Origin of the sequence: Ornithinibacillus caprae (assembly GCF_009728145.1) — a bacterium.
In the GTDB taxonomy this organism is placed as follows: Bacteria; Bacillota; Bacilli; order Bacillales; family Amphibacillaceae; genus Ornithinibacillus; species Ornithinibacillus caprae.
Window position 1 is genome coordinate 55,692 of record NZ_WOCA01000011.1, and the last position, 16,813, is coordinate 72,504.

The following is a 16,813-nucleotide window of genomic DNA, read 5'->3' on the forward strand; positions in this document are numbered from 1 at the left end:
GGATCAGAAAAGTATAAACTTTCCTATCCTGCGTAAGTGCAACTGAGGTATTCGCCGTAAGCTTGGTTCAAGTTTTCTAACCGTTGTTTACTTTTAGCGTATGGGAAAAGCATTTTAACATTTTTTACGTTTCAGCAGAATAAAAATCAGGTACATGTATGTAGTGAGAAAATAAACATAAAATATAATGTATCAAGGAGTGGTCTTAACGTATAAATTTCTCTGTAACACATATAAATTTTGGAGCAAGTGTTTTTGTAGTTAGTATTGGTTAAGCTAACCTGCATATTTGACCGATTGATATTTTATTCCTATAATTAAAAACTGTGTTAATAATTTGAGCAAGCTGATGGGTTTTGTCAATGGTTATTTTAAATTTGTGTTTATAATCAACTCCATCCAACGGTCTTAAATGACAAATGGAAGATTATATTTTAGACACTTGCTCCTAACAAAATTAGGAGGAAAAGCGTGAATTCAAAAAAGAAAGTTACATTAGATTGGCCAGTTTTTATCGTAAGTGGAGGATTTTTAATTTTATTTATTATTCTATCATTCGTAAATAATGATATGGTAGGAGGGGCAATTTCATCCTTATTTGATTATTCAGCGAATCTATTTGGAGCTTACTGGCAATTGTTATTGCTAGGAAACTTCTTTGTAGGTATTGGGTTAGCGGTTTCAAAATACGGAAAAGTTCGATTAGGAAGTCAAACAAAACCTAAGTATAGTTATTTCCGCTGGGTAGCGATGATCTTAGTAACTTTACTCGCAAGCGGCGGTGTTTTCTGGGCTGCTTCAGAACCGATGTATCATTATATGGATACTCCGCCATTGTTTGGTGGGGGAGAATTTAACAATATATACGGAGCGTTCGCTCAATCATTCTTGCACTGGGGATTCTTGGCTTGGGCTATTTTAGGAACCCTAGCAGTTATTGTCATGATGTATGTGCACTATGGCAAAGGATTACCGCTACGACCAAGAGGATTATTATATCCTATTTTTGGAGAAAAAATATATAAAAATAGTGTTCTTGGTTCAGCAGCAGATATCTTTTCAATTATCGCAACAGTGGCAGGTACATTAGGGCCACTCGGTTTTCTTGGGTTACAGATATCATATGGCTTGAACCACTTATTTGGTGTTCCAAATACAGTAACGCTTAGTATTATCGTTGTACTAGCACTTGCCGGTATAGCAGCTATTTCTGCTGCAACAGGAGTGGATCGTGGAATTCTTACACTAAGTCGTTATAATGTAGGTTTCACTATTTTCTTAGCTATTGTAATCCTTATAATCGGCCCTACGTTATTTATTATTGATGCATTTGTTGGTGGCACTGGGGTTCACTTGCAAAACTTCTTTTCAATGAGTATGTTCCGAGGAGATAGTGGTTGGAATGCATGGTGGACGATCTTTTTCTGGGGATGGTTTATTGGATATGCACCAATGCTAATTGTATTTATTAGCCGAATTTCTCGAGGAAGAACGATTCGTGAATTGATTATAGCAGTATCGATTGTTGCACCATTAGTAAATAATTTTTGGTTCTCTATTGTAGGCGGAACAGGTGTCTTCTTTGAAAATGAAAATCCTGGTTCTATCTCGAATGCATTAAATGAAGGTGGAATGCCTGCAGCTGTAATGGCCATCACTGACCAATTACCTTGGGGCGTAGTATTTGGTTTAGCCTTCTTATTAGTTTCGATTATTTTCGTTGCAACAACAGTGGATACGATGTCTTACACAGTCGCAGCTACGTTAACTGGGAGAGATAACCCTAAAAGGTGGTTACGCGTATTCTGGGCAATTATATTCGGTCTAACAACGGTTGTAATTTTAACTATTGGAGAAGATAGTATTAGTTCCATTCAGAATTCCATTGTTATAACAGCAGTTCCAGTTTCGTTCTTGCTGTTGCCTCCACTTTGGAATGCGCCAAAAATAGCCCGAAAAATGGCGCTTCAACAAGGTTTAATATGGCAAAGGGAATTACAACGGAAAGTTGATAAAAAGAAAGAATAAATAGAAAGGACCTATTGAACGGCTAATCTGCTTTTCAATAGGTCCTTTTCATTAGTTAAGAGGATAAAAATACGGCTACATTTGATCCATTATATAGGAACAGCCACGTCCAGTTCCAGCGACCAACGACTAGCGAAGGTATTTCATGTGAATTCTACATTGCCTTTGTGCCGAGTATGCGCAGGCACATAACTTCCCTTATCTCTTGTACGATCAGGTCAACATCGACTCTCTCGGTAGCCATGTTTCCTTTATCTCCTACGGGAAATGCTCCATTAAAACCGCCACTTTGCGTGGCAACATGGAGCCACCTGGCATGGCCAGGCGCAGTTCGTACGTCGTTAATCGGGCGCTTGCGCTTTTGTCCTTTAATAAATATTTAATAAATTCTATAGAAATGTTTAAGAAATACCTGTCATACTAAGAGTGGGATCATTTAGTAGAAGTAGGTGACGATGTGACAATAAAAAAACGACTATTACTTTCCAATATAGCCATGATTGTCATCCCGGTTATAGCATTCTTTGTTATTGAAATTATGTTAGGTTATGTATTATTCATTCTGTTTGAAGGTGACCTAATGGAAGATCGGATGGGATTATTTCTTTCGATTAGGTTTATAGGTTTATTAACAGTCTTAATTATTACCAATGGGTTGTTAACTTATTTTGTTGCTAAAAGTATAATTCAACCAGTTAAACGACTGCAACAGGCGGCAAAAGAAATTAGTAATGGAAATCTTGAATTTACTATTGAAAGTTCAAGTAGGGATGAGTTGGGTCAACTATCGGAGACGTTTGAACTAATGCGTAAAAGGCTTAAAGAGTCTGAAGAATTGCAAACTAGGTACGCAGAAAATCGTAAGGAATTAATCGCTAGTATTTCGCATGATTTAAAGACACCAATGACATCCATTAAAGGATATATAGAGGGAATTCGTGATGGTATTGCGAATACGCCAGAGAAAATGGAGCGTTATATAGAAACCATCTATGCGAAGACAAATGATATGGATCAATTGATTGATGAACTTTTCCTATACTCCAAATTAGACTTAAATCAGGTTCACTACCATTTTGAACATATTGATTTGTGGTCGTACTTAAGTGATTTTATAGAAGAATTAGCATTTGATTTAGAAGAGAATGACTGCAATGTATCTCTTTTTGTTAATAATCAAGATACATTTATCGTTCAAGCTGACCGAGAACAATTGAAACGTGTTTTGTTAAACATTATCCAAAATAGCTTAAAATATATGGATAAAGATGAAAAAGAAATTCGAGTAATTTTAACAGCTAATGCAGATCAAGTAACAGTTACCATCAAAGATAATGGAATTGGGATTTCAGAAGAAGCAATTCCGTTTATATTTGAACGGTTTTATCGTACCGATACTTCCCGAAACACTGCTACAGGAGGAAGTGGGTTAGGGTTAGCGATCGTAAGGCGTATTATAGAACAGCATGAAGGTGAAATTTGGGCAGAGAGTAAACAAGGAATAGGTACAAGTATTTCCTTTACCCTGCCGAAAGTTGGTGATGTAAATGAAAAAAATCCTGATTATAGAAGATGAGCGAAGCATTGCTGAACTAGAGAGAGATTATTTAGAAGTGAATGGCTTTTCTAGCACCATAGCGACTACCGGTGAAGAAGGTTTGAAAAAAGCGATTTCCCAGACGTATGATTTAATCTTATTGGACTTAATGCTTCCAGGGATTGATGGCTTTGAGCTCTGTAAAGAAATTAGAAAAAGTAAGGATATACCAATTCTTATGGTCACAGCAAGAAAAGACGATATTGACAAAATACGTGGGTTTGACCGTGGTGCTGATGATTATATTGAGAAGCCATTTAATCCAAATGAATTAATTGCACGAGTAAAAGCGCACATTGCAAGATATGATCGTTTAGTAAATCGCGACCGTCCAGTACAGGATATTCAAATTAGAGGATTACGAATTGATCAAGATTCTAGAAGAGTTTTTATTAATGAAGAGGAGAAAATATTTACAGCAAAGGAATTCGACCTGCTAACTTTTTTAGCAACACATCCAAATAGAGTATTTAGTAAAGAGCATTTATTTGAACGAATATGGGGCTTTGACTCGATGGGGGATATTACCACTGTAACGGTTCATATTAGAAAAATTAGAGAAAAAATAGAGAATAACCCTTCTAACCCTGATTTTATTGAAACCATTTGGGGTGTAGGTTATCGTTTTAAATCATGAGTGTAAAGGTGTTAATACTTTTACACTTTTTTATTTACCCTAAATCTAGTCATATCATTATTTCTTAATAATTATTTAAGAATTTGATAAGAGTCTGTTTAGAAAAGCTTTGTATGATGTAAACAGTGCTTGAAAAGGAATGACTATATTAAGGGGGAATACGTTTGAAGAAAGCAATAAAAATTTCACAGTATTTGTATGTAGGACTAGCAATTATATTTTTCTTATGTCTGATGTTACAGGTTTTATTAGCAGGGCTAGCAATATTTGAAAGTGCAGGTTATTGGTTGAAGCATGTAACTCTTATTCATCTTTTTGGTTTTAATGCACCGGTGTTTATGTTGTTATTTGCTTATTTAGGTGATTTACCGCGATTCGTCTATTGGCATCTATTTAGCTTATTAGTTTTAGTGTTTTTGATGTACTTCACTGCAAATATGCAAGTTTCTTGGATCGGTTCCTTGCATCCGGTAATAGCAATGATACTGATTGCCGTTGCTTATCGAAATATAGCTGTAACAATGAACTGGTTAAAACAAACTGATATTCAGAAAGGTGAGAAATAAGCATGAGAGCATTTATTGGAGTTATTGTTGGTATTATTGGAGGATTTATTTTGGGTATAGCATTGTCTAGCTTCATAGGGATATTTGGAATGGTAGTCTTTAATCAAGCAATGGGAATCAAATACCTGCCATATTTGACAGCAATTATTTGTGCAGTGCTTGTCCCTATTATAGATCAAAAAAGTAAAAATAAATAAGGCGAAAGCACAAAAAGGGATTAATAAGTAACTCTTTTTTTGCAGATAAGAAAGTATAAACTTTCCTATCTTGCATAAGTGCAACTGAGGCTTTTGCCATAAAGGGTTGGCAAAAGCCCAGTTTTCTAATGCTAAGTGTAAGTTGTTAGAATTGGCTTCACCGACTTTGGTTATCTATTAATTAAAATGTTTAGTAAAGAGTGCTTTTAACCCAAGGTGAACTAATGCTAAAGAAAATACAAGAATGACCACTCCGCCTACAATTTCAAAGAAGTTAGCGATAGGCTCTGTTACTAAAGAGGAAGTTGGCACAAAAGCCATTGCGAAGCCAGCCAAAATACTTGCTAGATATAAATATACGAGTCTATCCATAATAATCCCTCCTTTTCACTATATTATATGTGCGAAGGAGGGATTGTGTTTATCCCGCATGTAAACGGGCAGTAAGACCCCCACTTCAAGACGTTGAAGTGAAGAAGGATAAGTGGGGGATCAACTGCCCGTAAATGTCCGATTGGTTCAACTAACATTCAGTGGGGGATGAAGAAAACCCCCACTGAATGAAGTTTCACTTTATTAAAAGTAGACTACAAAAAATAGGGATATTGCCTAGTAAAAATAGTTTGCTTGCCTAATAGCATTGGAAGGATTCAATTCTATCTAAATCAATTCCAAAGTATACCCATCTATTACGACGCCATCTAAATCCAGCTACGGAATTTCTACCTACAAAAATCGGGTAGAACCAGAAAGAAGTTCTTCCTTCTAACCAGATATAGGTAAATCTAAATAGGCATCCTCTGATTGCTCCTGGATCAACAGCAAAAGTTTGGAATTGTGGCTGTTGTGGTGTGAATCCTGGTGGTGGGCTAGTAGGTGCTCCTTGTTGCTGAGGCCCACCTGGTTGTCCAGGAAACTGACCTCCGCCTGGAAATTGTCCACCTGTTTGTCCTCCTCCAGGGAACTGTCCTGGGCCACCTGGGAATTGTCCCCCTGGTTGCCATGGAAATTGACTTTGATATGGATACCCAGGATATCCAGTAAATTGTCCTAATAGATAACCAGGTAGGTTAAATTGTCGTTCATCATTATACGGATAATACGGCACTTCATAATGATTCATTAAATTTCCTCCTCATAAAGTCTTCCATTTAATATATGGGGAAATAGTCTATATTGGGATTCGATTTTAAAAAATAGGCATTAGTGTATAGGGATTTTAAAAAATAATTTAAATATTTACTTGACCCTGACGTTACGTGATACTCTATAGTAAATGGTAAGGGAGGTTTAAAGATGAAAGTAAAAGAGGTAGCAGATTTGGTTGGGATTAGTGTGCGCACACTTCATCATTATGATGAAATAGGATTATTATCCCCTGATCAGACAACTGAGTCCGGATACCGAATTTATTCTCAAGCCAATTTGGAAACGTTACAACAGATTTTGTTTTTTAAAGAATTAGGCTTCCCTTTGAAAAAAATAAAGGAAATTATCACCAGTCCATCGTTTGATCGAAATGAAGCATTAGAACTACATCGGAAAATGCTTTTAGAAAAACGAAAGCGGCTAGATCAAATGATACGAACGATTGATAAAACGATGCGACACACGAAAGGAGAAATTGAAATGAGTAATGAAGAGAAGTTTGAAGGCTTTGACTTTAGTCATAACCCTTATGAGCAAGAAGCTCGTGAACGTTGGGGAGATACAGCAGTTGATGAATCTAATGCCAAGATTGGTAAGATGTCTAAAGAGCAACAAAAAGCCTTAGAAGAAGAATTTGATTTGCTTTATAAAGAATTGGCATCGATCCGACATGAACCAGCAGATTCTGATGTAGCACAGGAAGGGATTAAACGCTGGTATAATTACTTGAACAGAATAGGTAACTACTCATTGGATGCGTTCAAAGGACTTGGTCAAATGTATGTAGATGATGTACGTTTTACCAAAAACATTGATAAATATGGAGAAGGATTAGCTGTATTTATGAGAGATGCAATGGCAGTTTATGCGGATAAAAATAAAGACTAAAGAATGAAGAAGGCAGTCTGAGACTGTCTTCTTTTTTAAATCTTATTATAAGTGATTACTCACTTTACAAGTAAAACGCACACGTGTATATTGAAAGTGAGTAATCACTCATTTTGACGTGGTGACTTGGTATGAATAACAAAAATAGAAGGGATGAAGAGGATGTCTAATCTAACTCCATGTGTTTCTGTTCAAAATGTATCCAAATATTTTGGGAAGCAGCAAGTGTTAAAAGAGATTAATCTTGAAATCTTGCGGGGAGAAATTTTTGGTTTGTTAGGACCATCAGGTGCTGGTAAGACAACATTAGTAAAAGAGCTTTCGGGACTGGATCAACCAACTTCAGGTGAAAATTACCTATTTAATGAGAAAATGCCATCGCTTGAATTAATAAATCGAATTGGGTATATGGCTCAATCGGATGCATTATATTTAGAGCTGTCAGCAAAAGAGAACATAGAGTTCTTTGCAAGTTTATATGGATTAAAAAGAAATAAGCAAAAACAAAGGATACAAGAAGTGATGGAAATGGTTAATCTAGCTGAACACCTTGATAAATTGGTAGGAGATTATTCGGGTGGAATGAAAAGAAGACTATCTCTAGCAATTGCATTGCTTCATGATCCAGAAATTCTAATTCTTGATGAACCAACAGTTGGGATTGATCCGTTGTTACGTAAAAGCATATGGGATTCATTTTATGAATTGAATAAAAAAGGTACGACAATTATTATTACAACCCATGTAATGGATGAAGCAGAAAAATGTGATCGCCTTGGACTTATGCGTGATGGTTCACTTATTGCAGTTGGTACACCTAATGAATTAAAAGAAAAAACTAATTCTGACACAATTGAAAAAGCATTTCTAGTATATGGGGGTGTTTCTGATGAGAATTAAGGCATTAACTATTCGTATATTAAGGCAGATAATTCGTGATAAACGAACAGTTGCGATGTTAATATTTGCTCCTATGCTCGTGCTTACGATGCTTCACTTCGTTTTTAATGGAGACGATTATGTTCCAAAAGTAGGGCTTGTCGATGTTCCACAACCAGTTCTATCTGAATTAGACTTATCAAGTGCAGAAATCTCTGAATATGAATCAGAAGATACTGCAAAGGAAGCTTTATCCAAACAAGAGTTAGATGGATACATTCTATTTAAGAATCAGGAGCCGTTTATTTATCTTGAGGGAAGTGATCCAACGGTGAATGGGGAAACAATGCGTTGGTTACAATCTGTATTTAAACCACTACAAAATACAGGAGTAAATATAGATTTAGAGGTTACGTATCTACATGGATCTAGTGAGATGGGGCAGTTTGATTATTTTGGGCCAGTTTTACTTGGTTTTTTCGTTTTCTTTTTTGTTTTTATTATAGCTGGTGTATCCTTTATACGAGAACGAACAACTGGAACACTAGAAAGGCTACTATCTACTCCACTACGTAAGTGGGAAATTGTATTGGGATATGTTCTTGGTTTTGGAATATTTGCGATGATTCAATCAACATTGGTTGCTACATTTTCTATTTATGTTCTTGATATGATGATGGAGGGAGCGTTTTTCTATTTATTAATCATTATTCTAGCACTTGCTTTTACTGCACTTACTCTAGGTATTTTAATTTCAACTTTTGCAAACAACGAATTACAAATGATTCAATTTATCCCAGTTATTATTGTACCTCAAGTTTTCTTCTCTGGTTTATTTAACTTGGAGACTATTTCAGATTGGTTAAGCTGGGTTGGACCAATTACGCCATTATACTATGCTGCACAAGCCCTACGAGATGTAATGGTTAGAGGATATGGCTGGGGAGATATATACATAGAAATTATTGTTCTTTTTGGATTCTCGCTGTTGTTTATATTTTTAAATGTGATTGCACTTCGGAAGTACAGAAAAATATAATGATTCGTCTGTTGCATCTTTTGTCTGAAATGCATTATTATAAAATATATGTCTAATTAGGATTCGAGGAGAAGAAAGTTGTTTACTGATGATCAAAAACTAACCGAAAAACAAAAAGGAATTCTCGCTGCAGCAACAGAGTTATTTGCTGAAAAAGGTTATGCTGCTACTTCTACAAGTGAAATTGCTAAAAAAGCTGGCGTAGCTGAAGGAACGATTTTTAGACATTATAAAACGAAAAAGGAATTACTTCTTTCCGTAGTTTCCCCAGTTATGGTAAAAGTACTTGCTCCAATTATAAAAAGGGATCTAAATAAGGTGCTTGATCAAGAATTTGAAACGTACCAAGAATTTATTCGAGCGATGATTGAAAATAGAATTGAATTTGTACAAAGTAACCTACCACTAATTCGTATCCTTATTCAAGAACTTCCTTTTCATTCGGATTTAAAGGAGCAATTCATTGAACATATAGGAAAAGAGGTCTTAGGACGTTTTAGGCAAATAGTTAAGCATTACCAAGCAAAAGGGCAGATCATAGATATGCATCCAGATACAATTATACGTATGACAGGAGCTTCTATTTTATCGTATATTGTTCCTAGGTATGTGTTAATACCTGAAGCGAACTGGAATGATGAGGAAGAAATTGACAGGATTATACATATTTTATCAACTGGAATAGCTACGGGGTAGCAGGTGTTTTTTATTTGTAAAACATGGAAAAAGTGGCATGAGTGTACAATGCCACTTTTTTTACTTTTTCTTAAGATTTTGTTGTGGAATAAGGATCCTTCAGTATCCAAGGGACTAAAATACCTAGTGAGCAGGTTACAGTTGTTCTACAGCACCTTGAATATTTTGTGCATTTGTAATTGCAGATATGACAGCTACTCCATCAGCCCCTGCCTCAATTACGCTATGTGCATTTTCGGTATTAATGCCACCAATACCTACGAGTGGCATGTTAGGAAACTGAGCTCGTAATGATTGAATCCAATCTACACCTACAGGTTGTTTAGCATCCTGCTTCGTAGTAGTACCGAATATTGGCCCAGCACCAAGATAATCTACTAATTGTATTGGGCTTTGATCAACCTCACGGACGTTGGAGACAGAAAGACCAATCATTTTATTAGGAAATAGTTCACGAATCTTTTGGACGGATATATCGTCTTGACCTACATGAATTCCATCTGCATCTAAGGGTTCTACTAAGTCGATATCATCATTAACGATAAAAAGTATGTCATGCTCTTTACAGATCTTCCGTAGCTCTTTACCTAACTCGAGTTTCTCTTTTCCAATAAGTGCCCCTTTTTCTTTTTCTCTATATTGAAAGGAAGTGATTCCTGCTTTTGCAGCTAACTCTAAGGTTGCTACAGGATCTGTTTGACAGTTTTGCGATCCCATAACGAAGTATTTTCGTAATGATTTTCTAAGTGATTGATGCATGGATTATCTCCTTTCAAACTCTTCTATATTCATTGATAGTGCGTCAATGAAATGGGGAATAAAGGTTCCGGGCCCCTTTACCTCTGGCTTAGAGGCGGCATAATCGGCAGCTAAACCGTAAAATGAAACAGCTGCTAATGCTTGTTGGTCAATCGAATGCTTCGTTGTTAAGCATGCGGTTAAAATGGAACCTAATAAGCATCCAGCACCAGTAATCTTTGTTAGAAGCTCGTTACCCAATTGATTGTGAATAAGCTTTGAACTAGTGCAAATGATATCGGTTTTTCCTGTTAGTACTGCCGTAGTTTTATAGGTTTTAGCTATTTTAATTGCCACTTCCTCTGCATCTCCATCTCCAATAGATTCCACACCTTTTGATTTCCATGGAATGTCTACTAAATGAGCAAGCTCACTAGCATTTCCCTTGATTGCCGTTGGCTGAACTTCGTTTAGTATCTTTTTCATCATAGAAGATCGAAAAGGAGTCGCCACAACACCTACAGGGTCAAGAACTACTGGTATGTTTCTATCATTCGCCGTTTTGCCTGCTAGAATCATAGCTGAAACTTCTGATAGGTTTAAGGTTCCAATGTTAATTAATACGCCATCTGCTACTGTTGCCATATCTTTCGCTTCTTCTTCTGCTTTAGCCATTATCGGTGCTCCGCCAAAAGCAAGGAGGCCATTCGCAGTAAAGTTCATAACTACTTGATTGGTTAAATGATGGATTAGTGGCTGTTTTTTCCCTACATCTTTTATGATGGAATAATTCATTGCTCCACCTCATTCATCCTTATAGCAAAGTGATTAGTTGGTCCATTTCCACTTCCAAGAGCAAAAGATCGTTCTATTGCCTTCGTCACAAAATACTTTGCTTTTTCTACGGCTTTAGGTAGTGGTGTTCCTTGACTTAAATAAGCGGTTATGGCAGCCGAATACGTACATCCGGTACCATGAGTGTTTTTGGTATCAATTCGTTTTGCTGTGAATGTATGCATTGTTTCGCCGTCATAGAGAAAATCTATTGCCTCTCCAGACAAGTGACCACCTTTAACTAGAGCAGCGCCTGCACCATAGTTATGGACGATCTCATTTGCTGCATCTTGCATATCAGTAATCGTATGGATAGGCTTGCCAGTAATGAATTCAGCCTCTGGAATATTAGGAGTAACGATGGATGTTAAAGGTAATAGATGTTCTCGTAAGTAACTCCGAGCTTCTACATCGATCAATGCATCCCCGCTCGTTGCTACCATGACAGGATCCATTACATATGGTGCGCTTATAGTTTCTATTTTTTGTTTTATTACCTGCATCATTTCAATATTTGCAATCATACCTGTTTTAAATGCATGAACAGGTATATCTGACAGTACAGAGTCTAATTGCTGACTAATCATTTCCTTTGGTAGGTGATGTACTGCTTGAACTCCAGTAGTATTTTGGGCAACAACGGAGGTGATAATAGACATACCATAGCATTTTAATTCCTGAAATGTTTTAAGGTCCGCATGAATTCCTGCTCCACCACTAGGATCAGTTCCAGCTATTGTTAGTGCGCATGAAACATTTGTCATGTGAAGTTCACCTTCTCTTGTGATGGCCATTCTTCGAGTGTATAGGCCATTTCCCAAAATTTCAGTTCCAATTGACAGCTTTTTCGAAATGCATCTTTGATACGTAATTTTTCCTCCGGTGATATATGTGTTGCATATTGATCTAAAAGATTACGCATGTCGTTTGTTGTTTTTTCAACCCTAGAATCCGCATAAAAGCTGATCCAAGGATAAAAAGGATGTTCTTCTGTTGGGCGATATGTTTGGATTAGCTCTTTACCAATTTCCAAATAAGTCCAAGGACAAGGAAGTAAGGCCCCTACTATTTCCCCTAATGATCCTAGCTGTGCATGATACATCATGTGTTTTATATAGTGATCAGCTGTTGGGGGAAGAGGGTGGCCCTGAAGTTCCTCGTATCCTACCCCTATATAATCACAAAAATTATGATGTGGGTGAATTTCATCGTTGAGGATGAAGTTGATTTTATCGTGAAAATAAGCAATATCCGTACGGTTCGTAGATTTTGCTAGAGCGATTCCATAGATTTTCATAAATGCATTTAAGTATTCGAAGTCAGCCTTAATATAATGTTCTATTGCCTTTTTATCTATATCTCCTCTTCCAATACCTTCTACAAATGGATGATTAAATATCATTTGAAAAATATCATCATTCTCTTTTCTTAATTGATCGGTAAAAGTCATCAAAATTCCTCCCTATAAAATTTAGATTCTAAGAAACTCACATTATGTGTTTTGAACTAGGCTATCTTGATTTACTCGTGACAAGATAAACCAGCCCATAAGTGCACCAGTCATACTACTTACGAGAAATGATGGTAGAAAAGCAAATGCCCCAACGGAGCTTCCCATGAGCAGCATAGCGAATGGGACTGCAAAAAGTGACCCAATAATTCCAGTTCCTACTGCTTCTCCAATTACAGCTAAGATATTTTTTCTAAACTTTTGATAGAGATAGCCTGCAAGGAATGCTCCAATCATTCCGCCTGGAAATGCGAGCAATGTACCTAAACCAAGTAAGTTACGCAGTAAACCAATCATAAATGCAATAATTACTGCAGGTCCTGGTCCTAGTGTAACTGCTGCCATTACATTAACGGCGTGTTGGACAGGATATGCTTTTGCAATTCCTGCTGGAAACCAAAGTAACTGTGCCCCTAATGTTCCAATAGCTATAAAGATAGCCATTGTTGTTAATAATCGGGTTCGATTCATTTTTTCCCTCCTGTCTTATAGGGAGACCAAAAAAAACCAGATCCACAAGAGGGACCTGGCTTTCATAAGCTGAAATAGAATAGACATATATCGTCAGACTACTTCCCTCCGCTGGTATTAACCAGATCAGGTCCATAAGAGTCGGAAAGCTTTCGTGCTTTCCTCTCAGCCCACGAATTTTTGGGCACCCCTAGTAGTAATGTATTAGTATTCAATTGTTCAAATTTACCATAACAAAAATAATTCAAATTGTCACTCAAAAAAAGCGAAAAGCGAAAAAAGACCTAGTAATTTGAAAAAATAATAAGTTTTATTTCGTTAAAAATGCTAAAATATAGTATCGGTTTAACGGAATTTATGAAGAAAGGTGATATGATTGGCAGTATTATCTATCCAAAATGTTGAAAAGCACACCAAAGATATGATTCTATTTCCACCATTTAATTTAACAATTGATAAAGGACAAGTTGTTGCAGTTCATTCTAATTTAAATGTAAGGTTGGCTTTAATGGACATGTTTCTAAGAAAAACAGTGATTCCTAATGGGGACATTCTTATTAACGGGAGTAGTATTTCAGAGAATAAACAAATTTATTTAAAACAAGTGTGTATTTCCTTTTATGAAGAAGGGTTGTATGAACGATTATCCATACTAGATCATTTTAAATTATATAAGCAATTATATGGATTTAATCAACCGTTTGATAACATTCTACATATTACTCAGTTAGACGAAATAAAACATAACAAGATAAAAAATCTAACTCATTCTCAAAAGAGGAGAGTTCAATTTGCTCGTGTTTTATTCCAAAATCCATCCTTTTATTTATTTGAGGAACCGGACCTAAACGTGGATATAGAAACAAGAAGTATTTTTATAAATATTACTAAAAAACTTCTAGAAGCAGGAAAAAGTATCCTAGTGTTAACTGGGAATATAGAGAGTGCACTCATTATTTCAGATCGTGTCTACCGTTTACATGAAGCTGGGTTACAACCATATGTAGTAGAAAAAGATGCTGAGGAACTGAATTCGGATCCAAGTGAAACAGAAAATGATCGAGAAGAAGTGTTCCAATTTAACAAGATACCCACAAAAATTAACGAGAAGATTGTACTTTTTGATCCTCCAGAAATCGATTATATTGAGAGTAATGAAGGACAATCCAATGTTTATATAAAAGGAGAAGCTTTTCCGAGTGTATTTACGTTAAATGATTTAGAGGAGCGTTTAAAGCCGTATGGTTTCTTCAGATGTCATCGATCGTATATTGTTAACTTACAAAAGGTCCGAGAAGTAATTACTTGGACAAGAAATAGTTATAGTCTCGTATTAGATGACCAACCAAAGTCATCTATTCCACTGTCTAAGACAAAAATGGCTCAATTAAAGGAAATGTTGGGACTTAAATAGGATCCATTCAACCTTAATTTTACTCTTTTCATGGTAAAAATACTGTTTTTGTCTGTTTCTTTATCTATTCTATAGGTAACACACCAAACTAACAGGAGGAGATAATCAGTGGAAAATGTAATAGAAGTAAATTCGTTAGCCAAAATATTTGGTAATCAAACTGCATTGGAAAATGTAAGTTTTAATGTAAAAAAAGGAGAAACTTTAGGATTTCTTGGACCAAGTGGATCAGGTAAAACGACTACAATAAAAATTCTAACCGGACAATTACGTCCTACATCGGGCGAGGCGCATGTATTTGGTCTATCAACCTCCTCTTTAAAGAACAAGGATTTCCGAAAGCGTATTGGTGTCCTTACAGATAATAGTGGATTATATAACCGGCTTTCAATTTACGACAATCTTAAATTATATTGCGATTTATACAATGTACCGACAGCTAAAATTGATGAAGTGCTTCGTCTGGTGAATTTAACTGACGATCAGAAGAAGGTTGTTTCTAAGTTATCAAAAGGTATGCTTCAGCGTGTATTATTAGCGCGTACCTTACTACACGACCCAGAGCTGTTATTTTTGGATGAGCCGACTTCTGCATTAGACCCAGCAAATTCAAAGCATATTCATGAAGGATTACGTCGTTTAAATGACCAAGGAACAACCATTTTCTTAACTACACATGATATGTCTGAAGCGGAAACATTGTGTGATCGTGTTGCCTTTTTGCATAAAGGAAAGGTACAACTACTAGACGAACCAAAAAAATTACGCAGGCAGTATTCAGATTCAACTATTACTGTTGAATTAAAAGATGGAAGAGAAATTGTGTTACCTGGTGGTTCTGAAGGAGCTGACACAATCTATAACTATCTATCTACTGATCAAGTAGTCTCCGTACATTCCAATGAACCTACTTTAGGGGATATTTTTGTGGATATAACAGGGAGGGAACTCGTATGACTGTATCAATGAAACGTATATATGCCATCTTTCAAAAGGATTTAAAAGATTTATCGAAAAATCTATTCGTTAGTTCAATTGTTATTTTACCAGTACTAATGGCGTTTATGTATAGTAGAATGGGGGACATTTTAGATTTACATTATCTTATCATTAATTTGACGTTAGCATCTGTAACTGCGTTTATTCAATGTGCAGTAATTGCAGAGGAAAAAGAAAAACATACATTGCGTGGATTAATGTTGTCTCCTGCAACACTACCTGAAATATTAACAGGCAAAAGCTTAGTTAGCTTAATATTAACGATTGTTACATTAGTAGTTTGTATGATGATTACTGGTTATGAACCGGCAAACCTTGTATTAATTTCTTTTGTAATCTTACTTTCATGTTTATTTTATCTTGCTTTAGGAACGCTTTTAGGTCTTCTAACAAAGACAGTTGTAGAAGCTTCGGTTGTTATATTGCCGTTTATGTTTTTATTTGGTTTTGGTTCTATGCTTAAACCACTAGTTGATGATTATGCTATATTAGGTTTTGTTGAATATTTGCCAAACACTCAGCTAGTAGAGCTAGCCTATAAGATTGAAAGTGGTTTAGGATTTGGTTCTCTTTGGAGTCATTTAGCAATCATTCTTACTTGGGTAATTGTAGCTACTATTTTAACCATCTTTGTATATCGTAAAAGAGAAATGGATGATTAAAAAGGTGAAGTCTTGTTAGCAGATAGAAAGTATAACTTTCTAACGCACAAGGCTTCACCTTTTAAAAACCTATTTTTGGAACAAGTTTCTTAATTCATTCGTATCTTTTGGTGTGGTAATGTACGTTGTTTTATCGTCATCAACCATATACATGAGAGTGCTAGATTCATCTTCCTCCCCTAGCCATAAATGGATTGCATGAACAGGAAAATCTTCTCCATAATTGACCATTATATCGAAGTCAGGATGACTAAGCTCTACATTACTATCTTGTTGTGAAGCTGTTGTTATGACATGTTTGAAGAAAAGAACCTGATCCTGCTGATTAAACTGATACAGGATATCCTCATTGATGTCACCATACCCATTGGATTCAGAAATGGAAATGAATGAGATTTCTTCATCTAACAAAACCATTGTTGCTCCCTGTCCTTGACATCCTGCTAAGACGATTAAAAGCAATCCTATTAATAGGAAATATTTTTGTTTCATTTTGCATCCCCACTTCG

At 36.0% G+C, this 16,813-nt stretch carries 20 protein-coding genes and 1 riboswitch; of the genes, 12 read left to right on the forward strand and 8 right to left on the reverse strand.

Annotated elements, in window-relative coordinates; genetic code table 11:
• Window positions 1-471: 471 nt before the first annotated feature.
• The 5 genes from GMD78_RS13700 (at window position 472) to GMD78_RS13720 (ending at window position 5,025) form a co-directional block, all read left to right on the forward strand.
• Window positions 472-2,028, forward strand: coding sequence for a BCCT family transporter (locus tag GMD78_RS13700; protein WP_343042319.1), 1,557 nt, complete (start codon window positions 472-474; stop codon window positions 2,026-2,028).
• Window positions 2,029-2,485: 457 nt separating this feature from the next.
• On the forward strand, window positions 2,486-3,604 hold the full coding sequence (locus GMD78_RS13705) for a sensor histidine kinase (RefSeq protein ID WP_343042320.1): 1,119 nt from the start codon (window positions 2,486-2,488) through the stop codon (window positions 3,602-3,604).
• The gene (locus GMD78_RS13710) at window positions 3,576-4,262 is read left to right on the forward strand and encodes a response regulator transcription factor (protein ID WP_155669373.1); all 687 of its coding nucleotides are present in this window, start codon (window positions 3,576-3,578) and stop codon (window positions 4,260-4,262) included. The genes GMD78_RS13705 and GMD78_RS13710 overlap by 29 nt, the downstream gene beginning before the upstream one ends.
• Window positions 4,263-4,426: 164 nt before the next feature.
• On the forward strand, window positions 4,427-4,828 hold the full coding sequence (locus GMD78_RS13715; RefSeq protein ID WP_155669374.1) for a DUF6220 domain-containing protein: 402 nt from the start codon (window positions 4,427-4,429) through the stop codon (window positions 4,826-4,828).
• 2 nt (window positions 4,829-4,830) lie between these two features.
• Window positions 4,831-5,025, forward strand: a complete 195-nt coding sequence (locus GMD78_RS13720) for a DUF5957 family protein (RefSeq protein WP_155669375.1) — start codon at window positions 4,831-4,833, stop codon at window positions 5,023-5,025.
• A 177-nt stretch (window positions 5,026-5,202) separates the two neighbouring features.
• Here GMD78_RS13720 and GMD78_RS13725 read toward each other — a convergent pair whose 3' ends face one another.
• Together GMD78_RS13725 and GMD78_RS21395 are read right to left on the reverse strand one after the other, a co-directional pair.
• Complete coding sequence (locus GMD78_RS13725) at window positions 5,203-5,397, reverse strand: hypothetical protein (RefSeq protein ID WP_155669376.1); 195 nt, start codon at window positions 5,395-5,397, stop codon at window positions 5,203-5,205.
• Between the two features lie 259 nt (window positions 5,398-5,656).
• Window positions 5,657-6,148 carry a hypothetical protein gene (locus GMD78_RS21395; RefSeq protein ID WP_196493827.1) on the reverse strand — a complete coding sequence of 164 codons (492 nt, stop codon included), beginning with the start codon at window positions 6,146-6,148 and terminating at the stop codon, window positions 5,657-5,659.
• 173 nt (window positions 6,149-6,321) lie between these two features.
• Here GMD78_RS21395 and GMD78_RS13735 point away from each other — a divergent pair, with 173 nt between their 5' ends.
• The 4 genes from GMD78_RS13735 to GMD78_RS13750 all read left to right on the forward strand — a co-directional run bounded on the left by GMD78_RS13735 (window position 6,322) and on the right by GMD78_RS13750 (window position 9,676).
• A complete protein-coding gene (locus GMD78_RS13735; protein WP_155669377.1) occupies window positions 6,322-7,062 on the forward strand; it encodes a MerR family transcriptional regulator in 741 nt (246 codons plus the stop codon).
• A 162-nt stretch (window positions 7,063-7,224) separates the two neighbouring features.
• Window positions 7,225-7,962: an ABC transporter ATP-binding protein gene (locus GMD78_RS13740; protein WP_155669378.1), complete on the forward strand. Its 738-nt coding sequence runs from the start codon at window positions 7,225-7,227 to the stop codon at window positions 7,960-7,962.
• Entirely contained in the window at window positions 7,952-8,980 is a 1,029-nt protein-coding gene (locus GMD78_RS13745) for an ABC transporter permease (RefSeq protein ID WP_155669379.1), read from the forward strand. Before GMD78_RS13740 ends, GMD78_RS13745 begins: the two co-directional genes overlap by 11 nt.
• A gap of 78 nt (window positions 8,981-9,058) precedes the next feature.
• Complete coding sequence (locus GMD78_RS13750) at window positions 9,059-9,676, forward strand: TetR/AcrR family transcriptional regulator (protein ID WP_155669380.1); 618 nt, start codon at window positions 9,059-9,061, stop codon at window positions 9,674-9,676.
• Window positions 9,677-9,811: 135 nt separating this feature from the next.
• Here GMD78_RS13750 and thiE read toward each other — a convergent pair whose 3' ends face one another.
• From thiE to thiW, 5 genes are read right to left on the reverse strand one after another with little or no spacing between them, the layout of a single operon-like run.
• Complete coding sequence (thiE, locus tag GMD78_RS13755; RefSeq protein WP_155669381.1) at window positions 9,812-10,435, reverse strand: thiamine phosphate synthase; 624 nt, start codon at window positions 10,433-10,435, stop codon at window positions 9,812-9,814.
• 3 nt (window positions 10,436-10,438) lie between these two features.
• Window positions 10,439-11,209 (reverse strand): hydroxyethylthiazole kinase, encoded by a 771-nt coding sequence (gene thiM, locus GMD78_RS13760; RefSeq protein WP_155669382.1) that lies wholly within the window; start codon window positions 11,207-11,209, stop codon window positions 10,439-10,441.
• On the reverse strand, window positions 11,206-12,012 hold the full coding sequence (thiD, locus tag GMD78_RS13765) for a bifunctional hydroxymethylpyrimidine kinase/phosphomethylpyrimidine kinase (RefSeq protein ID WP_155669383.1): 807 nt from the start codon (window positions 12,010-12,012) through the stop codon (window positions 11,206-11,208). Before thiD ends, thiM begins: the two co-directional genes overlap by 4 nt.
• Window positions 12,009-12,698 carry a thiaminase II gene (gene tenA, locus GMD78_RS13770; RefSeq protein ID WP_155669384.1) on the reverse strand — a complete coding sequence of 230 codons (690 nt, stop codon included), beginning with the start codon at window positions 12,696-12,698 and terminating at the stop codon, window positions 12,009-12,011. The genes thiD and tenA overlap by 4 nt, the downstream gene beginning before the upstream one ends.
• A 42-nt stretch (window positions 12,699-12,740) precedes the next feature.
• The gene (gene thiW, locus GMD78_RS13775) at window positions 12,741-13,229 is read right to left on the reverse strand and encodes an energy coupling factor transporter S component ThiW (RefSeq protein ID WP_155669385.1); all 489 of its coding nucleotides are present in this window, start codon (window positions 13,227-13,229) and stop codon (window positions 12,741-12,743) included.
• A gap of 86 nt (window positions 13,230-13,315) precedes the next feature.
• Window positions 13,316-13,431, reverse strand: a riboswitch (TPP riboswitch).
• 174 nt (window positions 13,432-13,605) lie between these two features.
• On the opposite strand from thiW, the gene GMD78_RS13780 reads away from it, so the two are divergent.
• From GMD78_RS13780 to GMD78_RS13790, 3 genes are all read left to right on the forward strand, one after another.
• On the forward strand, window positions 13,606-14,643 hold the full coding sequence (locus GMD78_RS13780) for a LytTR family transcriptional regulator DNA-binding domain-containing protein (RefSeq protein ID WP_155669386.1): 1,038 nt from the start codon (window positions 13,606-13,608) through the stop codon (window positions 14,641-14,643).
• A gap of 108 nt (window positions 14,644-14,751) precedes the next feature.
• Window positions 14,752-15,600 carry an ABC transporter ATP-binding protein gene (locus GMD78_RS13785; RefSeq protein WP_343042321.1) on the forward strand — a complete coding sequence of 283 codons (849 nt, stop codon included), beginning with the start codon at window positions 14,752-14,754 and terminating at the stop codon, window positions 15,598-15,600.
• A complete protein-coding gene (locus GMD78_RS13790) occupies window positions 15,597-16,304 on the forward strand; it encodes an ABC transporter permease (protein ID WP_155669387.1) in 708 nt (235 codons plus the stop codon). The genes GMD78_RS13785 and GMD78_RS13790 overlap by 4 nt, the downstream gene beginning before the upstream one ends.
• Window positions 16,305-16,373: 69 nt before the next feature.
• Here GMD78_RS13790 and GMD78_RS13795 read toward each other — a convergent pair whose 3' ends face one another.
• Window positions 16,374-16,796, reverse strand: a complete 423-nt coding sequence (locus GMD78_RS13795; protein ID WP_155669388.1) for a YhfM domain-containing protein — start codon at window positions 16,794-16,796, stop codon at window positions 16,374-16,376.
• Window positions 16,797-16,813: the final 17 nt, after the last annotated feature.

Coding starts and splice junctions, on each gene's coding strand:
- thiE (WP_155669381.1), bottom strand. CDS start 10,435: ATGCATCAATCACTTAGAAAATCATTACGAAAATACTTCGTTATGGGA.
- GMD78_RS21395 (WP_196493827.1), bottom strand. CDS start 6,148: ATGAATCATTATGAAGTGCCGTATTATCCGTATAATGATGAACGACAA.
- GMD78_RS13795 (WP_155669388.1), bottom strand. CDS start 16,796: ATGAAACAAAAATATTTCCTATTAATAGGATTGCTTTTAATCGTCTTA.
- GMD78_RS13710 (WP_155669373.1), top strand. CDS start 3,576: ATGAAAAAAATCCTGATTATAGAAGATGAGCGAAGCATTGCTGAACTA.
- GMD78_RS13720 (WP_155669375.1), top strand. CDS start 4,831: ATGAGAGCATTTATTGGAGTTATTGTTGGTATTATTGGAGGATTTATT.
- GMD78_RS13790 (WP_155669387.1), top strand. CDS start 15,597: ATGACTGTATCAATGAAACGTATATATGCCATCTTTCAAAAGGATTTA.
- GMD78_RS13740 (WP_155669378.1), top strand. CDS start 7,225: ATGTCTAATCTAACTCCATGTGTTTCTGTTCAAAATGTATCCAAATAT.
- tenA (WP_155669384.1), bottom strand. CDS start 12,698: ATGACTTTTACCGATCAATTAAGAAAAGAGAATGATGATATTTTTCAA.
- GMD78_RS13725 (WP_155669376.1), bottom strand. CDS start 5,397: ATGGATAGACTCGTATATTTATATCTAGCAAGTATTTTGGCTGGCTTC.
- GMD78_RS13745 (WP_155669379.1), top strand. CDS start 7,952: ATGAGAATTAAGGCATTAACTATTCGTATATTAAGGCAGATAATTCGT.
- GMD78_RS13735 (WP_155669377.1), top strand. CDS start 6,322: ATGAAAGTAAAAGAGGTAGCAGATTTGGTTGGGATTAGTGTGCGCACA.
- thiM (WP_155669382.1), bottom strand. CDS start 11,209: ATGAATTATTCCATCATAAAAGATGTAGGGAAAAAACAGCCACTAATC.
- thiD (WP_155669383.1), bottom strand. CDS start 12,012: ATGACAAATGTTTCATGCGCACTAACAATAGCTGGAACTGATCCTAGT.
- thiW (WP_155669385.1), bottom strand. CDS start 13,229: ATGAATCGAACCCGATTATTAACAACAATGGCTATCTTTATAGCTATT.